The sequence below is a fragment of the Salicola sp. Rm-C-2C1-2 genome (genome assembly GCF_040196175.1).
GTDB lineage: Bacteria > Pseudomonadota > Gammaproteobacteria > Pseudomonadales > Oleiphilaceae > Halospina.
In genome coordinates, this window is record NZ_JBEFNF010000003.1 from 86,394 (window position 1) to 110,528 (window position 24,135).

Genomic DNA, 24,135 nt, shown 5'->3' on the forward strand with positions numbered 1-24,135 from the left:
TTTTAATGCTCAATCCCGACGCACTGAACCAGCTCAAACAGCTCCGCACCGATATCCAGTCCGACAAGGCGCTGTTTGCCGGCACCATTAAGCGCGTAACCGGCCGCTTTGGTTTCGTTACCCTTGATGACGGCCGCGACATCTATCTACCTAAGGACGAAGCCCAGAAGGTATTGCTGGGTGATCGCGTCCAGATCCAGATCACCGAGGGCAATGACGGTAAACAAGCGGGTGAGCTTGAAACTGTCGATGAGCGGGTCCTGGATTCTTTCGTCGGCCAATACGTCGTCAGAGGCAAAGGCCACTTTGTGGCGCCAGACATCAACGGCCTGAGCCGATGGTTCTTCGTACCCCCGAAACAGCGTAACGACGCGAAGCATGGCGATTTCGTCCATGCCCGAGTAACACGCCACCCCTTCAGTAGCGGCAATGCCCAGGCCGAGGTGCTGAGCGTCATTGGCAACGAATCGGACCCAGGCATCGAACGTGGCTACGCCGTGGCCAAGTACCAGCTGCGCGACGAATGGCCCGAGACCGTGAACGAGGAGGTGGCAACCCTCTCGGAAACCGCCATTGAACAGGCCACCACCGGGCGTGAGGATCTGACGGACCTACCCTTTGTGACCATTGATGCCCCCAGCACCCAGGATATGGACGACGCCGTGATGGCTCAGGCGCTACCCGGGGGCGGCTGGCGCCTGTGTATCGCCATTGCGGACCCAGCGGCACTGCTGCCGGAAGACGGCGCCACCGAGCAGGAAGCGCGGTTGCGCGCCAGCTCCGCCTACTTTCCCGGCCAGCCCAGGGCCATGCTGCCATCGGCCATCAGCCAGGATCTGGGCTCACTCATGGCGGGCAAAGACCGGTTGGCACTTGTCTGTGACCTGCGGCTGGACGCCCAAGGCAACATGGGCGATTACCAACTACAGGCCGCCACCATCCGCTCTCACGCCAAACTTGCCTACGAAAGCGTGGCCGCCCTTTTTGAGGGCCGGACCGACGAGGAGATCCAGGCGCTGAACGACACCACCCTGGAGAGCCTCAACCAGCTCAAATCCGTGGGCGAGACCCTGCGCCAGTGGCGCGAGACCAACGCCCTGGTCAACGAGGAACGGCCGGATTACCGCATCCGGCTGGATGAGAATCGCAAGATCCGAAGCATTGAAAAACGCTACCAGACCAGTGCCCACCGTCTGATCGAGGAATGCATGATCGCGGCCAACCGTTGCGCGGCGGACTTCCTGCAACAGCGCAGCGGCGATGGACTCTTCATCACCCACGCAGGCGTGCGGGACGAGAAAGCGGATAATATCCGCCAGCTACTGGAGCAGCACTGCCCGGAATTGCTGGACCTCGATCCCACCACAGCGGAAGGCTTCACCAGCCTCGTTCGCCGAGCCTCGGCTCTGGAGACAGACCTACCGGTCAAGGCCATTGTGATGCGTCAGCTGGAACGGGCTGAAATGGCCACCGAGGCGGCCCCCCATCAGGGAATGGGCCTGGCCCTCTACACCACCATGACCTCGCCGCTGCGCAAGTACAGTGACTACTTTGTGCATCGGTTGATCCGCTACCACCTGGGCCTTGCCAGTAAACCCGAATGGGATGACGCTGTACTCAAAGCGCTGCAGGAGTCGCAGTGGCAGCTGCGCCAAGCGGTGAACGAAATGGAGAACAGCCTCAAGTGCCAGTTCGCACCCAGCTTGGGGGAAGAACCATTGGAGGGCAGCATCGTTCAGGTGAACGCCGGAGGCTTCCAGGTGAAGCTCGACGATACAGGCCTCGTCGGCTTTGTGGCAGCACGCGATCTACCGGAGAAGTTCAGCTTCGACCCGGTCACCCACACCATTACCAGCGATCAGCGCCGCTTCCGGCTGGATCAGCCGGTCACGGTGCGCTTCAAGGAAGTCGATGAGGAGCGCCGCCAGATCCGCTTCAACCTGGTCGACGCCTGACCGCTTCCACTCCTACTGATCGGCCCCGAGTGCCTCAGCGCGCTCGCGGCTGACCGTCAGCTCATCCGGATTGTTTTCAGGAAGCGTCCACCCCTGGAGGTGCTTTTCCACCAGTGTGGTAATCATGTCCAGATGATCCTCATCTGAGTTAAGCGCCGGAATGTAATGAAAATCCTCACCGCCGGCCTCCATAAAGTACTCCCGGTTTTCCTCATCGATTTCCTCAATGGTTTCCAGGCAGTCTGACGAAAAGCCAGGGCAGACCACATGGACCCGCTTCACGCCCTGGCCCGGTAATGACTTCATGGTCTCGTCGGTATAGGGCTGCAGCCACTCCTCATTGCCGAAGCGGGACTGGAAAGTGGTCATGTATTCACCCTCGCGCAGCCCCAGTCGCTTCGCCAGCAGGCGCGTGGTTTTATGACACTCACAGTGATAGGGGTCGCCGTTAAGCAGATAACGCTTGGGAACCCCATGGTAGGACAGCACCAGCATGTCCGGCCGGCCATTGTCATCCCAGAAGCGCTCAATTTTGCGCGCTACAGCCTCAATGTATGGATCAAAATCATGATAATGGCTGATGAAGCGCAGATCCGGCAGCCAGCGCCGCTGCTGGAAGTCCTGAGCCAGCGCGTCAAAGGTGGAGCCGGTCGTGGAAGCGGAATACTGCGGGTACATCGGCAGCACCAGCAGCTGGCGCACGCCACGGCGTTGAAGGTCATCAATGGCGGAGGCAATCGATGGGTTGCCGTAGCGCATGGCGTAGGCCACCTCGATGTTCTGCCCATAGCGGAACTGCAAGCGCTGCTTCAGGCCTTCGCTCTGGCCCTTTGTATGCACCAGCAGCGGTGACCCCTCCTCGCTCCAGACACTGCGATAACCTTCAGCAGATTTTTTCGGCCGAGTGCGCAGCACAATACCATGCAGAATCAGCCACCACAGAAGCCGCGGCAGCTCGATCACACGGGGATCCGAAAGGAACTGGTCCAGGTAGCGACGCAGCGCCGGCGTGGTTGGTTCGTCCGGCGTGCCCAGATTGGTGATAAGCACCCCCACCTTTGCCGGTTGGTCGTGGGTGAAGTGTTCACTCATGCCGCGGTATTTCATACGGTTGGATTCCCCGTTGTACTGGAATGGATTGACTTGAGTCCCATACGCACCATCATGAAAGCTGGTTTCCTGCAGGAGGCGACTCGATGACCGCCAAGCAACTTCTGATCGTTGCCCATACGCCCTCACCCAATACCTCGCGCATGGCGGAGGCGGTTGTCAGGGGTGCCCACCACAAGGATATCGAAAACGTCGAGGCCCAGCACCTACCTCCCCTGCAAGCAGGCCCGGATGATGTCCTTGCAGCGGACGCGATCATTCTCGGCACCACGGAGAATCTCGGAACCATGAGCGGTGCGCTAAAAGATTTTTTTGACCGGATCTATTACCCCTGCCTGGAACAGACACAGGCTCTGCCTTTTGCCAGTTTCGTGCGGGCTGGGAAGGACGGCACCGGAACCCTGAGAGCCATCAGCAGCATCACCACAGGGCTCCGCTGGCGGGCCATTCAGGAACCTCTGCTCTGCCACGGAGAGTTTCAGGAGGAATTCATAACCCAGTGTGAGGAGCTGGGATTATACATGGCGGCAGGATTGGATGCGGGCATGTTCTAACGGGCGCCCCGATCCCTGGGGACAGTGAAGCGCCCGTTCGCGTTAAGCGGGTCTGCCTTACTTCTGACCTTGGCCTTGACTCCGCTGCTGCTGCATCTGCTGCTGCATACGCTGCATCTGTTGACGCTGCTTCTTCATCTGCTTTTCAAGTTCCTTGCGCTGCTTTTCGGTGAATACCGATTCCACACGCGACTGCAGCAGAATACTCTCAGCGGTCATTTCACCGGTAAGTTCACCCAGCTTCTTGGCATCCTCGCGGATCGCCTGCTCGTCATAGTCCGGCCCAACACGGCCATCAAGCTTTTTCTGAAGCTGCTGGATCTCCTTCTGGGTATCTTGGATGTCACCCTGCATTTCATCAAGGATGCCGCGGATTTCTTCCTGCTGATCATCGCTCAAATCAACCATCTTTGCCAGCTGATCCACCTGGTCACCACCCTGCTGACCCATCTGCTGGGCACCGGCGGTGAAGGCCATCGCCATGGCAAGGCCGGCGGCGAGGAGTCGGAAGGTTTTCATAGGGAACACTCCGGTTTTGGTGTTAATGATGTATGAGTTCGTGAGCATAACGCGACTCCAGGGGGTCTTTCACGCATTCAGTCCATCATTTCATTAACACTTTTACAGATAGGGCGACATCAGCCGCGCGATGCCGTTACGCAGCCGCACCGGAAGCCAGGCACTGCGCAGCTCATCCAGCCCAATCGGGTGCGCCCGGGCTCGCACCTGATCAACCAGCTGCTCCAGGGAGCGGGTCAGGCGTGGTTCGTAGCATTCCAGATTGCACTCGAAGTTCAGGCGCAAGCTGCGCGGGTCCCAGTTGGCGGAGCCGACCATGCACCAGCGGCCGTCGACCGTGAACAATTTGCTATGGTCAAACTCGCCAGGGCTGTACCAGACCCTGACGCCCCATTGGAGCAGCCCCTCAAGCTGGCCGCGGCAAGCCCAGTCCACTATGGGCAGATTGTTCCTCAACGGCAGCACCACATCCACAGTAACGCCGCGCAGGGCCGCCGTTTTGAGCGCATCCTGGACAGTGGCGTCGGGCAGGAAATAGGGCGTCATGATCCGCACGTGATAGCGGGCTAAAGACAGCGCACCCACCATGATCTGGCGCAACGTATCCAGATTCTCGTCCGGCCCATCGGGAATAACGCGGCTAAGCGTGGCTCCGGGCGCATAGGGCCGGGGGAACCAACGCTTCCCGTTGAGCCGCTCTCGGCATGCGAACGCCCAGTCCTCGGCAAAGATTGTTTGGAGCTCGGCTACTACCGGGCCCTCAATGGCAAAATGAAGATCCCGGATAGGGTGCCGTGGCTGGGCCTCGATGCAGTTGCCGGCGTCAATATTAAGGCCGCCGCTGAATCCCAACAGGCCGTCCACCACCAGCATCTTGCGGTGGTTACGCAGGTTCATGAAGGGCATGGCCAAAGGAGTACGCGTGGGCATGAAGCGGGCATAGGGTACCCGCTCGCGGCGCAGATGCCGGATGATGGAGGGAATGGAATAGCGCAGCCCGACAGCGTCCACCAAAACCCGCACACTCACTCCGCGGCGCACGGCCTGCCCCAGACTCCGAGCGAAGTCCCGCCCTACGGAATCATTGCTGAAAATATAGGTGCTCAATGTGATGCTCTGCCGGGCGCCGGCGATAGCTTCGAGCATGCGGGGATAAGCTTCGTCGCCGTTGCTCAGGGGCGTGAGACGATTGCCAGTGAGCAGCGGCTGGCGCGAGACGTGATCGGCGAGGCGCGCCAGCGACCGCATCTCCCGCGGTAGTGCTCGCTCCCTATGTTCCGGGGCATAGGCACGCACCGCCGACCCCTGCTCCACCCTGGGCATTTCGCCGCGCAGCTCGGAGGCCCGGCGCCGGATGCGATTGATGCCGAACATCAGATAAAGCAGTGAGCCCATCAGCGGTGCCAGCCAGATAACACCAACCCAGGCTACGGCAGCGCGACTGTCCTCTTTACTGAGTATGGCATGGCCGGAGGCCGCAAGGGCCAGGCCCACGTAAAACACCGCGAACAGAGCAGCCAGTATGCCGCTGTCAGCTTCAACCATGCAGTGTCTCCGTACTGATGGGCGCCACGTCCGGCTCCTGTGAAGGCCTCTTTGCCGGCATTCTAGCCACGCCCGCCACCCCCGGCCAATCACGCATTGCAATAAGAAGGCATAGCCGCTACGTTTGCGCTCCCGAAAAACAGCCAGTCCGGAGTCTCCATGACCTTCACAGTGGGCCAGCGCTGGGTCAGCCAGACCGAATCCGATCTCGGCCTTGGCCTGATCACTGACGTCAGCGGCCGCCGCATCACCATTGCCTTCCCCGCCGCCGAGGAAGAACGCACCTACGCCATGGACAACGCCCCTCTTGCAAGGGTGCGCTACCGCGTGGGAGAGACCCTCAGAGACCGTCACGAACGCGTACTGACCGTGCGTGAAGTGGAGGACTCCGAGGGCCTGTTCACCTACGAGTGTGAAGACGAGGCCGGCGAGCCGGTCACCCTGACCGAGGTTATGCTCAGCCCCCATGCACGCTTCGTACACCCGGAACAGCGCCTTTTCTGCGGCCAGTTTGACCGTAACGGCGACTTCCAGCTGCGCTACGCCACTCTGCAGCACCAGGCGCGACTTCAAGCTTCGCCGGCGCGCGGACTCATCGGCCCCCGAACCCAGCTGCTCCCGCACCAGGTCGCGATTGGCGAACAGGCCGCGCGCCGCCCCCATCCGCGGCTGCTGCTGGCGGACGAGGCGGGCCTGGGCAAAACCATCGAGGCCGGCCTCATCCTTCATCGCCAGGTCATCACCGCCCAGGCCGAACGAGTGCTGATTGTGGTCCCGGATGCGCTCCTTACCCAGTGGTTCGTGGAGATGCGCCGACGCTTCAACCTGCACTTCGCGCTCTTCAACCAGGAGCGCCTGGAAGCCGAGGAAGGTAACCCCTTTGAAAGCGAACAGTTTGTGCTCTGCCCTCTTTCCCTGCTCAGTGACAGCAACAGCAACCTGACCGCCGCAGAAGAAGCTGGCTGGGACCTGCTGGTGGTGGACGAGGCGCACCACCTGCATTGGACACCAGAGAAGGCCGACCCCGGCTACCGGGCTGTGGAACGACTCGCAGGGCGCATCCCAGGCGCACTCCTATTGACCGCCACCCCTGAACAAGTGGGCCTGGACAGCCACTTCGCGCGCCTGCGCCTGATCGATCCTGCCCGCTTCACAGACTATGGCGCCTTCCAGCAGACGGTGCGTGAACACGGGGGGCTGCCCGAGCAGCACCGGGTTCTTTTCCGTCACACCCGCGAAGACGTTGGCGGCTTCCCGGAACGGGTCGTGGAACCCGCCCCCCTGGAGGCAGAACCGGACTATACGAAACAGGCACAGCTGACCGGCCCCGAGGGCCTGTTCCCCGAGACCGGTATGGAAAGCGAGACCTGGCTTTCAAATGACCCCCGCGTCGCCTGGCTGCAGCAGATGCTCAAAGCCAACCGCAACCAGAAGGTCCTGGTGATCTGTGGCCACGCTGACACGGCCGAAACCCTCGAACACTTCCTGCAGCTGCGCGCCGGTATCCGCAGCGCTGCCTTCCACGAGCGGCTGAGCATCATCGAGCGCGACCGCGCTGCCGCCTGGTTCGCGGACGACGAACAGGGCGCTCAGGCTCTGATCTGCTCCGAGATCGGCAGCGAGGGACGCAATTTCCAGTTCGCCCAGCACCTGGTTCTGTTCGACCTGCCCTGGAACCCGGACCTGCTGGAGCAACGAATTGGCCGGCTGGACCGCATCGGTCAGGGCGAGCAGATCCGGATCCATGTGCCCTACATCGGCGGCTCAGCACAGCAGGTGCTGTTCCATTGGTACCAGCAGGGCCTGAACGCGCTTCAAACCTACTGCCCTACTGGGGTCGCAGTGCAGCACGAGGTTGAAGCACAGCTTGAAAGCGCGCTCCATAACCCGGAAGGGCCCCTGGATGAACTGCTGGCGGCAACACGCAGTGCGCGTGAAACCCAGGAGCAAAAGCTACAGGAGGAGCGCCGCCTGATCGCCTCGCTCACTCGTGATGAGCAGGCAGCCGCCAATGCCTGCATCGACACCATCCGGGAAGACGAGGCACCGGACGAGCTTGCTGCCTATCTGACCCAGCTGCTGGACCAGTACGGTATCGAGCATGAGGAAACCGGCAAAGAACAGTGGACCATCCGGCCCACAGACCACATGAAGACCGAACACTTCCCGCACCTGCCGGACGACGGTCTCAGCTTCACTCTGGAACGCGATCTGGCGCTGGCCCGGGAAGACCTCGCTTTCATGAGCTGGGAACACCCCATGATGCGTGACGCGATGAGCATGGTGACCGACTCCGAGCTTGGCAACGCCGCCCTCATAACCCTCGAGCTCAAGGGCGTGCAGCCCGGCACTCTGATGCTGGAGGCGCTCTACCGCGTTACAACTGCCGCGCCGCGATCCGTGGCCGTGGGCCGCTTCCTGCCGCTGGCCCCGGGCCGGTTGCTGCTGACCAGTGACGGCCGCGACCTGAGCGCCATGCTCACCCACGACAAGCTCAATCAGATCGGCGGCCGCATCAAGCGTAAAGACGCCCAGCAGATTCTGCCGCGCCTGCGTGACGATATTGAAGCCCTGCTGCCTGGTATCCGCGAAAAGGCCGAAGCTGATCTGCCGGAGACCATCGCCGACGCCAAAAAAGCTCTGGAAGCCCATTACAACGCAGAGATTGTGGCGCTACGGGAATTGAAGGCCTCCAGCGATGGGCTGAAAAACCAAGAAATTGAGGCGCTGGAAAACCAGCGCGAACAAGGCGCAGCCGCCATCGAGCGGGCTGGCGTGGAGCTGGAAGGGTTACGGATGGTACTGACCACCTGAGACGACCCGTGCGGTTGAAGGGGTCTCCTTCCACCCTCACATTGATAGGTAGCCTGAATCGTATCGGGCGCTGTGGCTTATCTCCATTTATAGCCCAGTCAAATACCAGAGGAGACCCGTAATGAACAACACGGACAACACCCTTTTCGAACCCTACACGCTGGGTGATCTTGAACTACCCAACCGCATCGTCATGGCACCGCTGACCCGAGCCCGGGCCAGCCAGCCAGGCGACATCCCCAGTGACATGAACGCCCGCTATTACGCCCAGCGCGCCAGCGCCGGGCTGATCATCAGCGAGGCGACACAGGTCTCCCAGCAGGGGCAGGGCTACGCCTACACCCCTGGCATCTATACGCCAGAACAGGTAGCTGGCTGGCGCAAGGTAACAGACGCGGTACACGATGCGGGCGGACGCATGCACGCCCAGCTGTGGCATGTGGGGCGCATCTCCCACCCGCAACTGCAGCCCAATGGCGACCTGCCAGTGGCGCCGTCCGCTCTCAAACCGGAAGGCTCCCAGGTGTTCATCAGTGCTGAATCCGGCATGGTGGACATTCCCACACCACGCGCTCTGGAAGCTGACGAACTGCCTGACATCGCGGAACAGTTCCGCCGAGGCGCTGAAAACGCCCGTGAAGCCGGCTTCGATGGTATTCAAATCCACGCGGCCAACGGCTACCTTCTCGACCAGTTCATAAAGTCAGGTACGAACCACCGCACCGACGAATACGGCGGCTCGGTTGAGAACCGCTTGCGGTTCCTGATGATGGTGGTGGAAGCGGTCAAGCAGGTGTGGCCTACGTCGCGCATTGGCATACGGGTCAGCCCCACCGGCAGCTTCGGCAGCATTTACGACGACGACCCGCTCAGCACCTTCCGAGCGCTGGCGCGCAAAGTGCAACAAGCAGGCCTCGCCTACATCGAAGTGGTAGAGGATTCGTTTCAGGGCAACCATGAGAACGGTCGCCCAGAATCAGTGATCGAGGCTATCCGCGAGGAGTTCAGCGGCAGCTACATTGGAAATGGAGCCTACAGCCGTGATGAGGCCATTGAGCGGATTAACGGCGGTCGCTGTGACCTGGCTTCCTTCGGTCGGCCTATTATCGCCAATCCGGATCTGGTCGAACGCTTCAGTCGCAATGCGGCGCTCAACGAATGGGACCACAGCACCTTCTATGGTGGTGATGAACGCGGCTACACCGACTACCCAACACTGGAAGAGACCCAGTAAGGAAGTGACGACGGGAGGCGGTTTACGCCTCCACGTCGAGGTTGGTGCCCAGCTGCTCGCCCGCGCTGACAGACTGGTTACCGGTTACGGAGCCACCGTCTGGACTATTCGTGGCCTCAGCACGGCTGTTGGCACTGTTGCCGGCGTCAGCACTGGACAGCGTCGCTGCTGTGTTGGTGTCCGCAGCGGACGCATCGGGTACGGCTTCGCCACTGTTAGCCGCCGCAGAATCCAGACCCTGCTGGGAAATCTGCACGCTCACATCCTGCGCGGGCCGGGCGTTGCTGTTACCCGCAACATTTTCACGGGCCTGAGCCCCCTGATTAGCGCTCTCCTGGCCACCGCGCGACTGCAGCTGTTGGGCGCCGCTATCCCGTGCAAGGTTCGCCGCCTGCGGATTCATACCTTCAATCATGTCATTCACCTCAATCAGGCAGGTTGACTACTGACTATATTGAACAAGTTTTGATCAGAGGTAAACCCGGATTGCTGGCTCCCCGGTTGTGATTTGTAACCAATCAAACCCTTTCTGACCCGACACGCCCTACCAAAGCGCTTGCCATTAGCGGTCCCAACGGCGATACAATCTAGCCCATTACTGGTATCGTAGGCAGCCAGACAATCCAATTCCAAGACCAACACAGGGATACGCTATGAATCTCCTCATCGTTGTTCTGCTCGCGTTAGCCGGCCTGCTTTTTGTGCTGCGGCGCGAATCCGGCGCCGCGGCCGCCGTCACCGTCATGGTCGTTGTCGGTATTATCGGGCTGTTCATGCACACCGGCTGGTTCAGTCTTGTGCTGTTCATCGGCGCCGGTGTCACCGCGCTCGCGGGCCTTCCCGGCCTACGTCGCCAGTGGTTGACGCCACGCGCTTTCGCAATGTTCAAAAAGGTCGCCCCCAAAGTCTCCGAGACCGAGAAACAGGCCCTGGAAGCAGGTACCGTGGGCTGGGATGGCGAACTCTTCACCGGCCGCCCGGACTGGCACCGCCTGCTGACCAACCGAGACACCGGTCTTTCCCAGGATGAGCAGGCGTTCGTCGACCACCAGTGCGGCGTTGCGGCAAGCATGTGCAACGACTGGGACGTCGCCTTCGAGCGCGCGGACCTGCCCAAAGAGGTCTGGGACTATCTGAAGAAGGAACGCTTCTTCGGCATGATCATCCCTAAGGAATATGGAGGTCTTGGGCTTTCAGCCCGCGCCCAGTCCGCAGTACTGCAGAAACTGTCCGTGAACGAGGCGCTGATGGTCTCGGTCGGCGTGCCCAACTCGTTGGGTCCGGGTGAGCTGCTGCTCAAGTATGGCACCGATGACCAGAAAAACTACTACTTGCCGCGCCTCGCCGATGGCCGCGAGATCCCCTGCTTCGGCCTGACCGGCCCGCGCGCCGGCTCTGATGCCACCTCTCTGCCGGATACCGGTGTGGTGTGCAAGCAGGAGATCGACGGCAAGGAAGTGGTCGGGCTGCGCCTCAACTTCGAGAAACGCTGGATCACCCTGGCGCCCATCGCCACTGTTGTGGGTCTGGCTTTCCGTATGTTCGACCCGGACAACCTGCTGGGTGAGCAGGAGGATCTGGGCATCACCTGTGCTTTGATCCCACGTGACACCGACGGCATGGACATCGGCCGCCGGCACGCGCCCATCGGTACCCCCTTCATGAACGGACCGATCAAGGGTAAGGATGTGTTCATCCCGCTCGATTACATCATCGGCGGGCCGGCTATGGTCGGCCAGGGCTGGCGCATGCTGGTGGAATGCCTGTCCGTAGGCCGTTGCATCACCCTGCCCTCAGGTGCGAGCGGTGCTGGCCGTTATGCAACGGGCCTCGCCGGGGGCTTCACCCGCATTCGCCGCCAGTTCAATACCCCGGTGGCGGACATGGAAGGCGTGCAGGAGCCACTGGCACGCATCGCCAGCAAAGCCTATATCGCCCAGTCCGCTGTGATGCAGACGGCCAACATGATCGACAACGGCGAAAAGCCGGCGGTGCCCTCGGCCATCCTCAAGAGTCAGATGACCGAGTACCAGCGCGACATCATGGCCGACGCGATGGATGTGCACGGCGGCAAGACCGTAACCCTTGGGCCACGCAATTACATGGGGCTGTCCTTCGCCGGCTCGGCCGTCTCTATCACGGTGGAAGGCGCCAACATCATGACGCGCAGCCTGATGATCTTCGGCCAGGGCGCCATCCGCTGCCATCCCTATGTGCTGGATGAACTGGCGGCCAAGGACAACGATGACATCGATGCGTTCGACGATGCGTTCTTCAACCACGCATCCCTGGTCTTCGGCAATGCCGCCCGCGCCTTCACCCAAGCCATTGGTATCGGCCGCGGCGATGTGCCCTTCGACAACGCTGCGGCCCCCTACGCCCGTGCCGTGAACCGCTTCAGCGCGGCCTTCGGCCTGGCCTCGGACGCTGCCATGTCCACCCTCGGGTCGGACCTCAAGCTGCGTGAGCTGCTCTCAGCGCGGCTGGGCGATGTGCTGTCCAACCTGTACCTGACTTCCATGGTGCTCAAGAACTGGCACGAAGGGCAGGCCGTGGAGGGCGAGCGCGAGCTCATGGCCTACAGCTGTGAATTCCTTCTCAACCGGGCTGAGAAGGCGCTGGACGAGCTGCTGGATAACCTCCCTGACCGCTCGGTTGCCGTGGCTCTGCGTTGGGTCACCATGCCACTGGGCCGGCGCTGGAAGGCGCCGTCCGATAAGCGCACACAAGCGATCGCCCGGGCTATCAGCGCGGACTCGTCACTGCGTGCCAAGCTCACCAGCAATACTTGGAATAGCCTTGAGCAAGAGGGCGAAGTCTTCAACCCGCTGGCGCACTATAACCAGCTGCTGGCGGATCACCCTCGTGCGGACAAGCTCTACAAGACCCTGGACAAGGCGCACGCCAAGGGCGAGCTGCCCGCCGAGGCCCTGCACCCCGAGCAGAAGTTCGAGGCAGGGCTGGAAGCCGGCCTGATCTCCCAGGACGACGCCGAGTTCATGCGCAAGTACGAGGCGGAAGTGCTGGAGATGCTGAGCGTGGACGACTTCCCGTTCGACGGGCTGGCCCACAACAAGCGCAAGCTGGTGAAGCACAACGTGCTGTAAGCAGTACCAGAGCGTTAAAAACCCCGGTCAGGTTCGCCCTGCCGGGGTTTTTTGTATCCAGGTTGTCTCAGTTAACAGGGGTATTTCAGGTTGATCCGCCCCGGCGGTTTTAGACAGTCAAGCCTCAGGACAGTGCAACATCCTCCCGCTCAAACCGGCCTTCCTGGTAATCCCGGATCGCCTGCTCAATCTCATCCCGGGTGTTCATCACGAAGGGCCCGTGCTGGACTACGGACTCCTTCACCGGGTTTGCCGCAAGCAGAAGCAGGCCGGCGCCTTCATCCCCGGCACGCAGGCGGACCTCGTCTCCGCCTGACAGGAGACCGGCGTTGGTGGCGGCTACGGGTGAGAAGCCGTCATCGCCGGCCGATACTTCCCCATCGTACACGTAGATCATGGCATTTTGGTCCGCCTCGATCGGCAGAGTCAGTTCCCGACCCGGCTCGATCACCAGGTCCATGTAGGTCGGCGCCGTGGCCACGCCAGAGACCGGGCCCACCAGGGTATTGCCTTCGAGCACCACCTCGCCGGCGACCACGCGTATCCGGCCACCCTCGAATGGGTATTCCGGTACTCGATCCGCCTGGATGTCCTGGTAGCGCGGCGCCTTCATCTTGTCCGCGGCCGGCAGGTTGATCCAGAGCTGGAAGCCGCGCATATAACCATCGTGCAGTTCCGGCATTTCCGAATGCACAATGCCGCCGGCAGCAGTCATCCACTGCACCCCGCCAGGACCGATGAGGCCACTGTTGCCCAGTGAGTCCCGGTGATGCATGCTACCTGCGAGCATGTAGGTGACGGTCTCAAAGCCCCGGTGTGGGTGGGGCGGAAAGCCGCCAATTTGGCCGCTGCTGTCATCGGCCTGGAATTCATCCAGCATCAGGAAGGGGTCCAGGCGTGCAAACGGGCCCTGACCCAGGCTGCGCCTGAGCCGGACTCCGTCACCATCAGAGGCGTGCTCGCCCCGGATAAGGCGTTCAACAATGCGTTCGGTCATGTCTGACTCCCTAGGTTGGTACCGGTTAATGATAGGGCCAGTATTTCCCAGCGCCGGTTGCCAGACAATCAAAGGATTCTGTTCAACTCGTTCAACAGGACTGGGGTATTCCCCGTGATGGTGACAGGACTGATCCTGATACTCCTGGCGGTCGTGCTGGGCGTGGGTCTGTACCACCGCTATAAGCCGTTGCCGGCGGCGGTCGCCATGGAGTCCGGCTGGTTCGAGCCGGGCGATGCCCGCTTCCTCGTAGATCACCGTTACGTGGACGCGCGCGGCCGCTCCCGCAGCCGCCGGGAACTGGTGGCGACGATGCTTGAGCTGATCCGGGGCGCCCAGCAGCGGTTGGTGATGGACATGTTTCTGTTCAACCCGGACGGTTCTGATCCAGCCAAACACCTGCCGGTCACGGAGACGCTGACTAGGGCGCTGATTGAACGCCGGCGCCAGTGCCCCGGCCTGCGTGCCACGGTCCTGGTGGACCCGATTAACAGCTATTACGGCGCCCACTGGCCGGAACACCTTCAGCGCCTGGAAGCTGCCGGAGTGGAAATTCTGGAAACACCCCTGGCACAGTTGAGGGATTCGAACCCGGGCTGGTCGGTCTTCTGGCGACTTCTGGTCCAGCCCTGGTCCCGTTGGCCCCAGCACGGCTGGCTGCCCAACCCCATCGGCCCCTGGCCCGTGACCCTGCGCAGCTGGCTGACCCTGATCAACTTCCGCGCCAACCATCGCAAGGTCATGGTGGCGGACAGCGGCGACGGCTGGCGCGGGCTGGTCAGCTCCGGAAACCCCCATGATGCCAGCAGCGCCCATTCCAACGCGGGGCTTCTGGTCAGTGGCCAGGCAGCCCTTGCCCTGCTCGACCAGGAGCAGACCCTGCTGGCCTGGGCACGCGGCTTCAGCTGCGATTTCAGAGCACCGTCCGGGCCGTCAACGCCCCCAGCAGCCGATACACCACGGCTGCGGCTTCTGACCGAATCCCGGATCCGCGAGGCCAGCGTGGCGCTGATCAACAGTGCCGAAACAGGGGAAAAACTGGACCTAGCCCTGTTCTACCTGAGCCACAGACGTGTCATAAAGGCCTTGAAGCGGGCACATTCCCGAGGCTGCCGGCTCAGAGTGCTGCTGGATCCGAACAAGGACGCCTTCGGGCGCGTGAAGGGTGGTCTCCCCAACCGGCAGGTGGCGCTGGAATTGAACGCCCACGGAATCCCGGTGCGCTGGTACCGCACCCATGGTGAACAGTTCCACTGCAAGCTGGTGCGTCTGGAACGATGGGACGCACGGGTGGACCTGATCCTCGGATCCGCCAATCTGACCCGGCGCAACCTGGATGATCTCAACCTTGAAGCCGGCTGTGAGCTGGTGGGCAACGAAAAGCTGCCCGCGCTGCGCGCAACTGGGGACTGGTTCGAGCGCTGCTGGAGCAACCCGCCGGGTTTCCAGTGCAGCGTGCCCTATAGCGCCTGGGCGGACCATCGCTGGCGTCGCTACCTGCTCTACCGGGTGACAGAGTTTACCGGCTGGAGCAGCTACTGATCAGCCGGTATCCAGGCCTTGAAGCGCGTTGACCAGTGTCCGGACATCCGGATCGGGCTCTTCGTCTTTTAGGTTCAACCCTTCGTCGGTGAAGACCTTCAGATCGATCCCGTAGCTGCCCAGGGGCAGCTCACGACTGATCTGGTAGGGCATGCCGGAACGGTATTCATCCCGGCGGCGCAGGTCCAGTACGCGCTGACGACAGGGTTCACCCTCCCGATCACGCACCACCAGAACCCGCGGGCGCAGGCGATTAAGCGCATAGGTCGTGATCACGATGCCAGCTTCGCCAGTATTGAGTTCGACAATAGAGCCGGCAGGATAAACCCCTATACACTGGATGAAATCCAGAGCCAGTGCCTCATCAAACTGGTTGCCGCGCTCTTCATAGATGATTTCAAGGGCTTCCTTGGATGAGCGTGGCGACGCGAATACGCGGTGGCTTGTCATGGCATCGTAGGCGTCCACTATCGCTATGATCTTGGCGAAGTAGGGGATCTGGTGGGCCAGCAGACCGCGCGGGTACCCGGTCCCGTTCATCCGTTCGTGGTGGGCATGCGCCACATCCACCGTTACTGGATCCACTCCCTTGACGGTCATGAGCAGCCGGCGACCATGGTCCACATGCTGTTGCATGATCCGGCGCTCTTCCTCTGTCAGACCTTCCGGCTTGTGCAGGATTTCTTTGGGCGTGTGCATCTTCCCTACATCATGCAGCAGACCACTGAGCGCCAGCTTTTCGATTTCGCCATTGAGCAGGCCGAGACGGCGTCCGAAGATCGCCGCCATAATACAGACATTCATGCCGTGCTCGGCTGTATAGTCGTCCTTGCTCCGGACCTGAAGCAGCATCTGGATCGCTTCCTGATTGCGCATCACGCTGTCCACACAGGTCCTGACCACTGTATGGGCGCGACGGGCGTCGATCGTCTGCCCGAGGCGAACATTCTGCATGATCTCCTCGGCTAGCGCCCGGGTCTGCTCAAACGCCGCGCGCGCACTGGGGACCTCTGTTTCGATATCAACGGTGGCCAGGCGGGGTACCTGGCGTTTGCGGCGGCTGCTTCGTATACCGAAACGACGGGATTGGTTTTCGGAAACCTCGTCACCTTCAACGTACACATAACGACACTGCTCCTGCAGAGCCTGAATGTCCGCCGCATGCTGGATCACAAAGCCCTGCACCGGGAAATTGGTCTCCAGCCATGGGCGATCAAGACAGGTTACCCTCATACCGAGCTGAAGCTCAGTGACGGAGACGCGTATTTCAACCGGGTCGAACTTTCCCATTTAACAACACAACATCAGACGCGGGTTAACTGCATGATAGCAACCCTGATCCCTCGACACACCGATGGTTTCGTGCAGAATGCGTAAACAAGCCCAGCTTTTACAAAGGATTGCCCCAATGCGTATCTACCTGCTCATGGCGCTGCTGATCGCAGCGAGCATCGTCCCGGCAATGGCTGCAAATGATTTTGACCGCTGCGTGGCGGACCTGCGTGACCAGGCACTTGAGCAGGGCATCGACGAATCCGTAGCAAGCCAGGTACTGGCTGGTATCAAACCACTACAGCGGGTGATTGAGCTGGACCGCAGCCAGCCCGAGTTCACTCGCTCCCTCCGTGATTACCTGGAGAAACGCGTAACGGAGCAGCGTATTGAAAAGGGCCGGATCCTGTATCAGCAGCATTCACAACTGCTGGACCGGATCACCCGGGAGACCGGCGTTCCCGGGCGTTATCTCATCGCTTTCTGGGGACTGGAAACCAACTTCGGAAGCTACACCGGCAAGATGCCGATCCCGCGCGCGCTGACGACCCTTGCCTGCGACCAGCGCCGCAGTGGCTACTTCACCGATGAGCTCATCGCGGCACTGCGCCTGATTGAGCGGGGTGATGTGCCGGCTGACGCCATGAAGGGATCCTGGGCTGGCGCCATGGGGCAGATGCAGTTCATGCCCTCGGTCTACCTCAAATATGCCGTGGACGCCGACGGATCCGGTCGAGTGGATCTATGGAACAGTGTGCCGGATGCGCTGACCTCTGCAGGCCATTTACTCAAAAGTCTGGGGTGGAATGATGGCGAGCGTTGGGGACGGGAAGTCCAGCTGCCCGACAACTTCGACTACAGCCTTGCGCAGGGCCTCAGTGGCAAACGCACTCTATCGCAATGGCGGAAACTGGGATTACGCAATGCCTTTGGGGGTGAATTGCCACAGGCCGATATGCAAGCGGCCTTACTCCTTCCCTCGGGACACCAGGGACCGGCTTTTCTGGTTTATGACAACTTCCGCGTCATCATGGGCTGGAACCAATCCGAGTTCTACGCTCTGGCCGTAGGCCACCTGGCCGATCGGATCGTGGGCGCTGGCCCGCTGCAGACCCGCCCACCAGACCACGAGCCGCTCAGCCGGGAAACCGTCAAAGCGCTTCAGGCAGCACTTGCAGAGGCAGGCCATGAGCCCGGACCTGTCGATGGCATTCTGGGCTCAGGAACGCGATCCGCACTGAGAGGCTTCCAGAAGGAAAAAGGTCTTAGAGCCGATGGCTATCCTGACCCGGAGTCACTCAGTGCGCTCGGCGTCGACTGACGCCATCATCACCGCTGTCCGTTATTCCACCGTTACGCTCTTGGCCAGATTCCGCGGCTGATCCACGTCCGTACCCTTGAGAACGGCCACATGGTACGACAGCAGCTGAAGCGGCACGGTACACAGCAGCGGCGCCAAAACCGGATCAGTGTGAGGGATGGTCATGACGTGAGTGCCTTCCCCATCGGCCATGGCAGTCTCGGTATCAGCGAACACGAACAGCTCGCCGCCACGGGCACGTACCTCCTGGAGATTGGATTTGAGCTTCTCCAGAAGATCGTTCGAGGGCGCTACGGTCACCACCGGCATTTCGCTGTCGACCAGCGCCAGTGGCCCGTGCTTGAGCTCACCCGCGGGATACGCCTCGGCATGAATGTAGGAGATCTCCTTGAGCTTGAGCGCGCCCTCCATGGCCACGGGATAGAGTGCACCGCGCCCCAGAAAAAGGCTGTGATGCTTGTCCATGAACCACTGCGACAGCGTCTGGATGGCATCATCCAGATTCAGAATGGTTCGCATCTGCTCCGGAATAGCGCGTAGGGCCTGGACCAGTTCCGCCTCACGCTCGGCCTTAAGGCCATGGTGGCGTGCCAGCGCCAGCGTGAACATCAGAAGCGCTGTAAGCTGTGTGGTGAACGCCTTGGTCGAGGCCACCCCGATCTCGGGGCCGGCATGGGTCATCATGACCATGTCCGACTCACGCACAAGGGAGCTGCCCGGCACATTGCAGATCGCGAGCGCAGCACGGAATCCAGCGTCCCGGGCCTGACGCAGAGCAGCCAGCGTGTCAGCCGTCTCACCGGACTGGGAAATGCTCAGGAAGAGGGTACCGTCCTGGATTACATGCTGGCGGTAACGGAATTCGGAAGCTACCTCAACGCTACAAGGGATGCCCGCCAGTTCCTCAATCCAGTAACGGGCCACCATACCGGCGTGGAAACTGGTACCGCAGGCGATAATCTGGACATGGCGTATGTCACCGAGCAATCTCGACGCTTCGGTGCCCAGAGCCTGCTCGAGGACGCGGGTCTCGGTCACTCGCCCCTGCAGCGTGGCGTCAATCACATCCGGTTGTTCGTGGATCTCCTTAAGCATGAAATGGCGGTAGTTACCCTTTTCGGCCGCATCCGCGTTATGCTCAAAGCGATTAACGGCTCGCTCCACCGTTTCGCCGCCAGAATCGGTGATCGTGACAGTGCCAGCGCGGACAAGGGCTGTGTCCCCCTCAGCGAGGTAGATGAACCGATCCGTCACCGGCAGCAGAGCGAGCTGGTCCGACGCCACGAAATGCTCACCAATACCCACACCGATCACCAACGGGCTACCCTGTCGCGCCACGAGCAGCGTCTCTGGTTCATCCGCGTGCAGCAACGCCAAAGCATAGGCGCCCTGAACCTGAGCAACCGCATTATGAAAGCCCTTGATCAGGTCAGCCGCTTTATCGTATTCGCGTGCAATGAGGTGGGCGAGAACCTCGGTGTCAGTCTCCGACGTGAAGGTGTAACCACTCGCCTGGAGATCCTCCCGGAGCGATTCGAAGTTTTCGATGATGCCGTTATGCACGACGGCAAGCTGCTCACCAGACATATGCGGGTGGGCATTCGCGGCGGAGGGCTTACCATGGGTAGCCCAACGGGTATGGGCAATCCCCAGGTGACCCTCCGGCGGGTTCTGACCAACAGCCTCTTCCAGAGCGGCCACTTTGCCGACTTCCCTCTGACGCTGGACGCCCCTTCCCGGCTCCAGAACGGCAAGACCGGCCGAGTCATAGCCGCGGTACTCCAGCCGTTTGAGACCCTCAATCAGAATCCCCTGAACGTCACGGCATGCTGCCGCTCCCACGATTCCGCACATGCCTAGTCTTCTCCCTTCTTTTTGCTGTCCTGGTCGTCATCCGTTTCCGCCACCCAATCCGGGATATTACGCTGCCGGCTACGGGCGACGGCCAATTCCCGGTCAGCCACGTTCCGATTAATGGTGGATCCCGCTCCGGTTACGCTGCGCGCCCCCAGCGTAACCGGGGCCACCAGGGAGGTATTGGAGCCGATGAAGACCCCATGGCCAAGGGTTGTATGGTGCTTACTTGTACCATCGTAATTGCAGGTGATTGTACCGGCGCCAATATTCACGGCTTCGCCCATCGTCGTATCGCCGACATAGCTCAGGTGGTTCACCTTGGATTCCGCGCCAATGCTGCTTTTCTTGATTTCAACAAAGTTGCCCACGCGAGCGTTACGCCCAACCAGGGCATCCGGGCGCAGACGTGCGAAGGGGCCAATTACCGCCCCTTGATCCACCCTGGCGCCTTCAATCAACGAATAAGCGTCTACTCGTACATCTGAACCGACACGACAATCGCGGAGAACCACTCCGGGGCCGATATGGACGCGATCGCCCAGAACCACCTCGCCTTCCATAACCGCGTTTACATCAATCACCACATCATGGCCGGTTTCCACCCGCCCCCGGATGTCTATCCGGGCGGGATCCGCCAGGCTTGCGCCGCCAGCCATAAGCATCAGGGCCTGCTGATGCTGGAACCAGCGCTCCAACTGCGCAAGCTGTGCGCGATTGTTCACACCCTGTACTTCTTCCGGTTCATCGGGCTGTGAAACCTGAATGCCGAGACCTTCCGTCCGTGCCAGCGCGATCACATCGGTCAGATAGTACTCAGCCTGGGCATTGTTTGAGGACAGTGCCGGTAGCCAGCGTTTCAGCTTTTCAGCGGGCGCACCAAGAAGACCCGTATTCACCTCGCTGATTTGCAGCTGCTCCGGTGTCGCATCCTTCTGTTCCACAATACCCGTAACGTCACCGCGGCTATCACGCAAAATACGCCCATAGCCAGCGGGATCGGAGAGGTTAACCGTCAGCAGACCCAGACAATCCCTGGCTATAACAGCAGCCAGACGTGACAGGGTTTCAGGGGAGGTCAGGGGCACATCGCCGTAGAGCACAAGAACCCTGGCAGTTTCCGGAATTCCGGGGAGAGCCTGGGCGACCGCATGGCCGGTGCCCAACTGTTCCCTCTGGATCACCCACTGGATGTCACTACCGGGCGTTTGCTCCCGCACCTGGTCAGCGCCGTGACCAATCACCACGTGCAACCCATCCGGTTGAAGGCCACGCGCGGTGGTCAGAACATGATTCAGAAGCGACCGCCCCGCGAGGGCATGGATGACTTTGGGCAGGGAAGACTTCATCCGGGAGCCCTGGCCGGCGGCCAGGACGACGATATGCAAAGGTGTCGCCATCCGTTCGTACTCCTTGGATCAGAAAAACCGCATCGGATCGTGCCCCAGAAGGGACATAATCGGCAATGCGGTTCTCAGGAACAACCCGATTGTCCGGATCCGATGCTTGTCAGCGCTTCTTGCGCCGCAGCTTTTCCAGGGTCCGGAGCTGAGCAGACGCCTCAGCCAGGCGCGCAGCAGCACGGGAGTAGTCCATTTCGCTGCTGCGATTGGCCAGCTCACGCTCAGCTTCCTGGCGTGCCCTCTCAGCAGCGGCCTCATCCATATCATGGGCTCGCTCGGCGGTGTCAGCCAGGATTGAGATCTTTTTGGGCTGGACCTCGAGGTAGCCTCCGGAAACAAAGAAAACTTCTTCTTTGCCATCCTCCATCCGGATGTTAACCGGCCCCGGAGCCAGCCCGGTCAGCATGGGCGTGTGGCCTGCCATGACGCCCAGCTCGCCGTTACTTGCGGTCGCGGTCAGCATCTCCACCTCGCCGGAGAAGATGCTTTCCTGCGCGCTCACAATGTCACACTGTACGGTGTTAGCCATTGGTTACGCCTCTCTCAGTCGGAAATGGATTACGCGGCTTTGTTTTCCATTTCCTTCGCTTTTTCGACCGCCTCGTCGATGCTGCCGACCATGTAGAACGCCTGCTCAGGCATGGAGTCGTATTCACCGTCAAGGATACCCTTGAAGCTGCGGATGGTCTCCTTCAGAGACACGTACTTCCCGGGAGAACCGGTGAAGACCTCGGCCACAAAGAACGGCTGCGACAAGAAGCGCTCGATCTTACGCGCACGATCAACGGTCTGCTTGTCTTCCTCGGAGAGCTCATCCATACCCAGGATGGCGATGATGTCCTTCAGCTCTTTATAGCGCTGCAGAACGCCCTGAACGCCACGAGCCACTTCATAGTGCTCTTGGCCCAGAATCAGCGGATCAAGCTGACGACTGGTGGAGTCCAGCGGGTCAATCGCCGGGTAGATGCCCTTGGCAGCGATCTCGCGCGCCAGTACGACGGTCGCGTCAAGGTGCGCAAAGGTAGTCGCGGGTGATGGGTCTGTCAGGTCGTCAGCCGGTACATAGACTGCCTGCACAGAAGTAATGGAGCCAGTCTTGGTGGAGGTGATCCGCTCCTGAAGCTTGCCCATCTCCTCAGCCAGAGTCGGCTGATAGCCCACTGCGGAGGGCATACGGCCCAGCAGCGCGGACACTTCCTGGCCCGCCAGGGTGTAACGATAGATGTTGTCAATGAACAGCAGGACGTCACGGCCTTCATCGCGGAACTTTTCGGCCAGGGTCATGCCGGTCAGAGCGACGCGCAGACGGTTACCCGGCGGCTCGTTCATCTGGCCGTACACCATCGAGACCTTGTCCAGAACGCCCGATCCCTTCATCTCGTAATAGAAGTCATTACCTTCTCGCGTACGCTCACCGACACCAGCGAACACCGAAAGCCCGGAGTGTTCCTTCGCGATGTTGTTGATGAGCTCCATCATATTCACAGTCTTGCCCACGCCAGCACCGCCAAAGAGGCCTACTTTACCGCCCTTGGCAAAGGGGCAGATAAGGTCGATGACCTTGATCCCGGTTTCCAGCAATTCCTCGGATGCCGACTGGTCCGCGTATCCCGGTGCCTTGCGGTGAATGGTCCAGCGTTCCTTTTCACCAATCTCACCCACCTCGTCCGTGGGCTCGCCGAGTACGTTCATGATGCGACCAAGAGTCTCTTCGCCAACCGGTACTTTGATGCCTTCACCGCTACCGGTCACACTCATGCCACGCTTGAGCCCCTCGGTGGTACCCATGGCGATGGTGCGCACCACGCCATCACCAAGCTGCTGCTGGACTTCCAGGATGGTACCCACGTCATCCAGCTGCACGGCATCATAGATGTTGGGTACGGAATCACGCGGGAATTCCACGTCGATAACCGCCCCGATGATCTGAACGATACGTCCACTACTCATGCTTGCTTCCTCACTAACTCAGTATTCGGTATCGCCTTAAACGGCCGCTGCACCACTGACGATTTCGGAAATTTCCTGCGTGATGTTGGCCTGACGGGCCTTGTTGTACTCGGTTTTGAGATCGTCGATGATCTCGCCGGCGTTGTCGGTCGCGCTCTTCATGGCAATCATCCGAGCGGCCTGCTCACAGGCGATGTTTTCAACCACACCCTGATACACCTGGGATTCGACATAGCGGGTGAGAAGCCCGTCAAGCAGAGTCCGCGGATCCGGCTCATAGAGATAATCCCAACGGTACTTGCCGTCCGGCTCGGCTTCCGCCTGGAGCGGCAACAGCTGCTCAATCTCTGGTGTCTGGGTCATGGTGTTCACAAACTTGTTATATGCCACATAGAGGCGATCGATGGTGCCGTCCCGATAGGCGTCCAGCATCACCTTAACGCTGCCGATGACCTGCTCGGCGCTGGGCCGATCCCCGAGCTGGGTTTCCGACGCCACTATATTGGCACCCACCACGTTCAGGAAGACGTTGGCTTTCTGACCGAGCGTGCAGAAATCCGACGGCACGCCCTTGTCATTCCAGGCCCGGCTGTCCTTGAGCGTGGTCTTGAACAGATTGTTGTTCAGTCCACCACAGAGACCGCGATCCGTGGAGACGACAATGTAGCCCACGCGATTCGCATTCCGTGCTTCCATGAACGGATGCCGGTAATCAGAATCAGCTTCCGCAAGGTAGCCGATGACGTCCCGGATCTTGTTCGCATAGGGGCGGGTCAGCTCCATGCGCTCCTGAGCTTTACGCATCTTGCTCGCCGCCACCATTTCCATGGCGTTGGTGATCTTCTGCGTATTCTGGATGCTGGAGATCTGAGTGCGTATTTCTTTTCCGCTGGCCATAGTTCAGTGCCCTTTTTCCGGTTAATCGCTTCGCAACCGTGTCGGGGCCCGTTGGGCCCCG

General features: G+C 60.7%; 18 protein-coding genes. 7 read left to right on the forward strand and 11 right to left on the reverse strand.

The window, feature by feature from the left end:
* Nucleotides 1–5: 5 nt before the first annotated feature.
* The gene (locus AAF659_RS07560; RefSeq protein WP_349751117.1) at nt 6–1,955 is read left to right on the forward strand and encodes a VacB/RNase II family 3'-5' exoribonuclease; all 1,950 of its coding nucleotides are present in this window, start codon (nt 6–8) and stop codon (nt 1,953–1,955) included.
* Between the two features lie 12 nt (nt 1,956–1,967).
* On the opposite strand, the gene hemH is transcribed toward AAF659_RS07560, so the two are convergent.
* Nucleotides 1,968–3,062 (reverse strand): ferrochelatase, encoded by a 1,095-nt coding sequence (hemH, locus tag AAF659_RS07565; RefSeq protein WP_349751118.1) that lies wholly within the window; start codon nt 3,060–3,062, stop codon nt 1,968–1,970.
* An 89-nt stretch (nt 3,063–3,151) separates the two neighbouring features.
* Here hemH and AAF659_RS07570 point away from each other — a divergent pair, with 89 nt between their 5' ends.
* A complete protein-coding gene (locus AAF659_RS07570; protein WP_349751119.1) occupies nt 3,152–3,619 on the forward strand; it encodes a flavodoxin family protein in 468 nt (155 codons plus the stop codon).
* 57 nt (nt 3,620–3,676) lie between these two features.
* On the opposite strand, the gene AAF659_RS07575 is transcribed toward AAF659_RS07570, so the two are convergent.
* Both AAF659_RS07575 and AAF659_RS07580 read right to left on the reverse strand, forming a co-directional pair.
* On the reverse strand, nt 3,677–4,186 hold the full coding sequence (locus tag AAF659_RS07575) for a Spy/CpxP family protein refolding chaperone (protein ID WP_349751120.1): 510 nt from the start codon (nt 4,184–4,186) through the stop codon (nt 3,677–3,679).
* Nucleotides 4,187–4,240: 54 nt separating this feature from the next.
* Nucleotides 4,241–5,683, reverse strand: a complete 1,443-nt coding sequence (locus AAF659_RS07580; protein ID WP_349751121.1) for a phospholipase D-like domain-containing protein — start codon at nt 5,681–5,683, stop codon at nt 4,241–4,243.
* Nucleotides 5,684–5,842: 159 nt separating this feature from the next.
* Between AAF659_RS07580 and rapA the strand changes: the two genes are divergently transcribed.
* Both rapA and AAF659_RS07590 read left to right on the forward strand, forming a co-directional pair.
* Nucleotides 5,843–8,497 carry an RNA polymerase-associated protein RapA gene (gene rapA / locus AAF659_RS07585; protein WP_349751122.1) on the forward strand — a complete coding sequence of 885 codons (2,655 nt, stop codon included), beginning with the start codon at nt 5,843–5,845 and terminating at the stop codon, nt 8,495–8,497.
* A gap of 121 nt (nt 8,498–8,618) precedes the next feature.
* Nucleotides 8,619–9,731 (forward strand): alkene reductase, encoded by a 1,113-nt coding sequence (locus tag AAF659_RS07590; RefSeq protein WP_349751123.1) that lies wholly within the window; start codon nt 8,619–8,621, stop codon nt 9,729–9,731.
* Nucleotides 9,732–9,753: 22 nt separating this feature from the next.
* Here AAF659_RS07590 and AAF659_RS07595 read toward each other — a convergent pair whose 3' ends face one another.
* On the reverse strand, nt 9,754–10,146 hold the full coding sequence (locus AAF659_RS07595) for a hypothetical protein (protein WP_349751124.1): 393 nt from the start codon (nt 10,144–10,146) through the stop codon (nt 9,754–9,756).
* A 238-nt stretch (nt 10,147–10,384) separates the two neighbouring features.
* On the opposite strand from AAF659_RS07595, the gene AAF659_RS07600 reads away from it, so the two are divergent.
* Nucleotides 10,385–12,838, forward strand: a complete 2,454-nt coding sequence (locus tag AAF659_RS07600) for an acyl-CoA dehydrogenase (protein WP_349751125.1) — start codon at nt 10,385–10,387, stop codon at nt 12,836–12,838.
* 124 nt (nt 12,839–12,962) lie between these two features.
* On the opposite strand, the gene AAF659_RS07605 is transcribed toward AAF659_RS07600, so the two are convergent.
* Nucleotides 12,963–13,835 carry a pirin family protein gene (locus AAF659_RS07605; protein WP_349751126.1) on the reverse strand — a complete coding sequence of 291 codons (873 nt, stop codon included), beginning with the start codon at nt 13,833–13,835 and terminating at the stop codon, nt 12,963–12,965.
* 117 nt (nt 13,836–13,952) lie between these two features.
* Between AAF659_RS07605 and AAF659_RS07610 the strand changes: the two genes are divergently transcribed.
* Entirely contained in the window at nt 13,953–15,377 is a 1,425-nt protein-coding gene (locus AAF659_RS07610; protein WP_349751127.1) for a phospholipase D-like domain-containing protein, read from the forward strand.
* On the opposite strand, the gene AAF659_RS07615 is transcribed toward AAF659_RS07610, so the two are convergent.
* The gene (locus AAF659_RS07615; protein WP_349751128.1) at nt 15,378–16,667 is read right to left on the reverse strand and encodes an HD-GYP domain-containing protein; all 1,290 of its coding nucleotides are present in this window, start codon (nt 16,665–16,667) and stop codon (nt 15,378–15,380) included.
* 118 nt (nt 16,668–16,785) lie between these two features.
* Here AAF659_RS07615 and AAF659_RS07620 point away from each other — a divergent pair, with 118 nt between their 5' ends.
* Entirely contained in the window at nt 16,786–17,970 is a 1,185-nt protein-coding gene (locus AAF659_RS07620; RefSeq protein ID WP_349751129.1) for a lytic murein transglycosylase, read from the forward strand.
* 21 nt (nt 17,971–17,991) lie between these two features.
* Here the strand turns inward: AAF659_RS07620 and glmS are convergent, their stop codons facing one another.
* From glmS to atpG, 5 genes are all read right to left on the reverse strand, one after another.
* Complete coding sequence (glmS, locus tag AAF659_RS07625; RefSeq protein ID WP_349751130.1) at nt 17,992–19,824, reverse strand: glutamine--fructose-6-phosphate transaminase (isomerizing); 1,833 nt, start codon at nt 19,822–19,824, stop codon at nt 17,992–17,994.
* A 2-nt stretch (nt 19,825–19,826) separates the two neighbouring features.
* Nucleotides 19,827–21,224 (reverse strand): bifunctional UDP-N-acetylglucosamine diphosphorylase/glucosamine-1-phosphate N-acetyltransferase GlmU, encoded by a 1,398-nt coding sequence (glmU, locus tag AAF659_RS07630; RefSeq protein WP_349751131.1) that lies wholly within the window; start codon nt 21,222–21,224, stop codon nt 19,827–19,829.
* 109 nt (nt 21,225–21,333) lie between these two features.
* Nucleotides 21,334–21,756, reverse strand: a complete 423-nt coding sequence (locus tag AAF659_RS07635; protein ID WP_349751132.1) for a F0F1 ATP synthase subunit epsilon — start codon at nt 21,754–21,756, stop codon at nt 21,334–21,336.
* A 29-nt stretch (nt 21,757–21,785) separates the two neighbouring features.
* Complete coding sequence (gene atpD / locus AAF659_RS07640; protein ID WP_349751133.1) at nt 21,786–23,177, reverse strand: F0F1 ATP synthase subunit beta; 1,392 nt, start codon at nt 23,175–23,177, stop codon at nt 21,786–21,788.
* Nucleotides 23,178–23,213: 36 nt separating this feature from the next.
* Complete coding sequence (gene atpG / locus AAF659_RS07645) at nt 23,214–24,074, reverse strand: F0F1 ATP synthase subunit gamma (RefSeq protein WP_349751134.1); 861 nt, start codon at nt 24,072–24,074, stop codon at nt 23,214–23,216.
* Between the last annotated feature and the right edge of the window lie 61 nt (nt 24,075–24,135).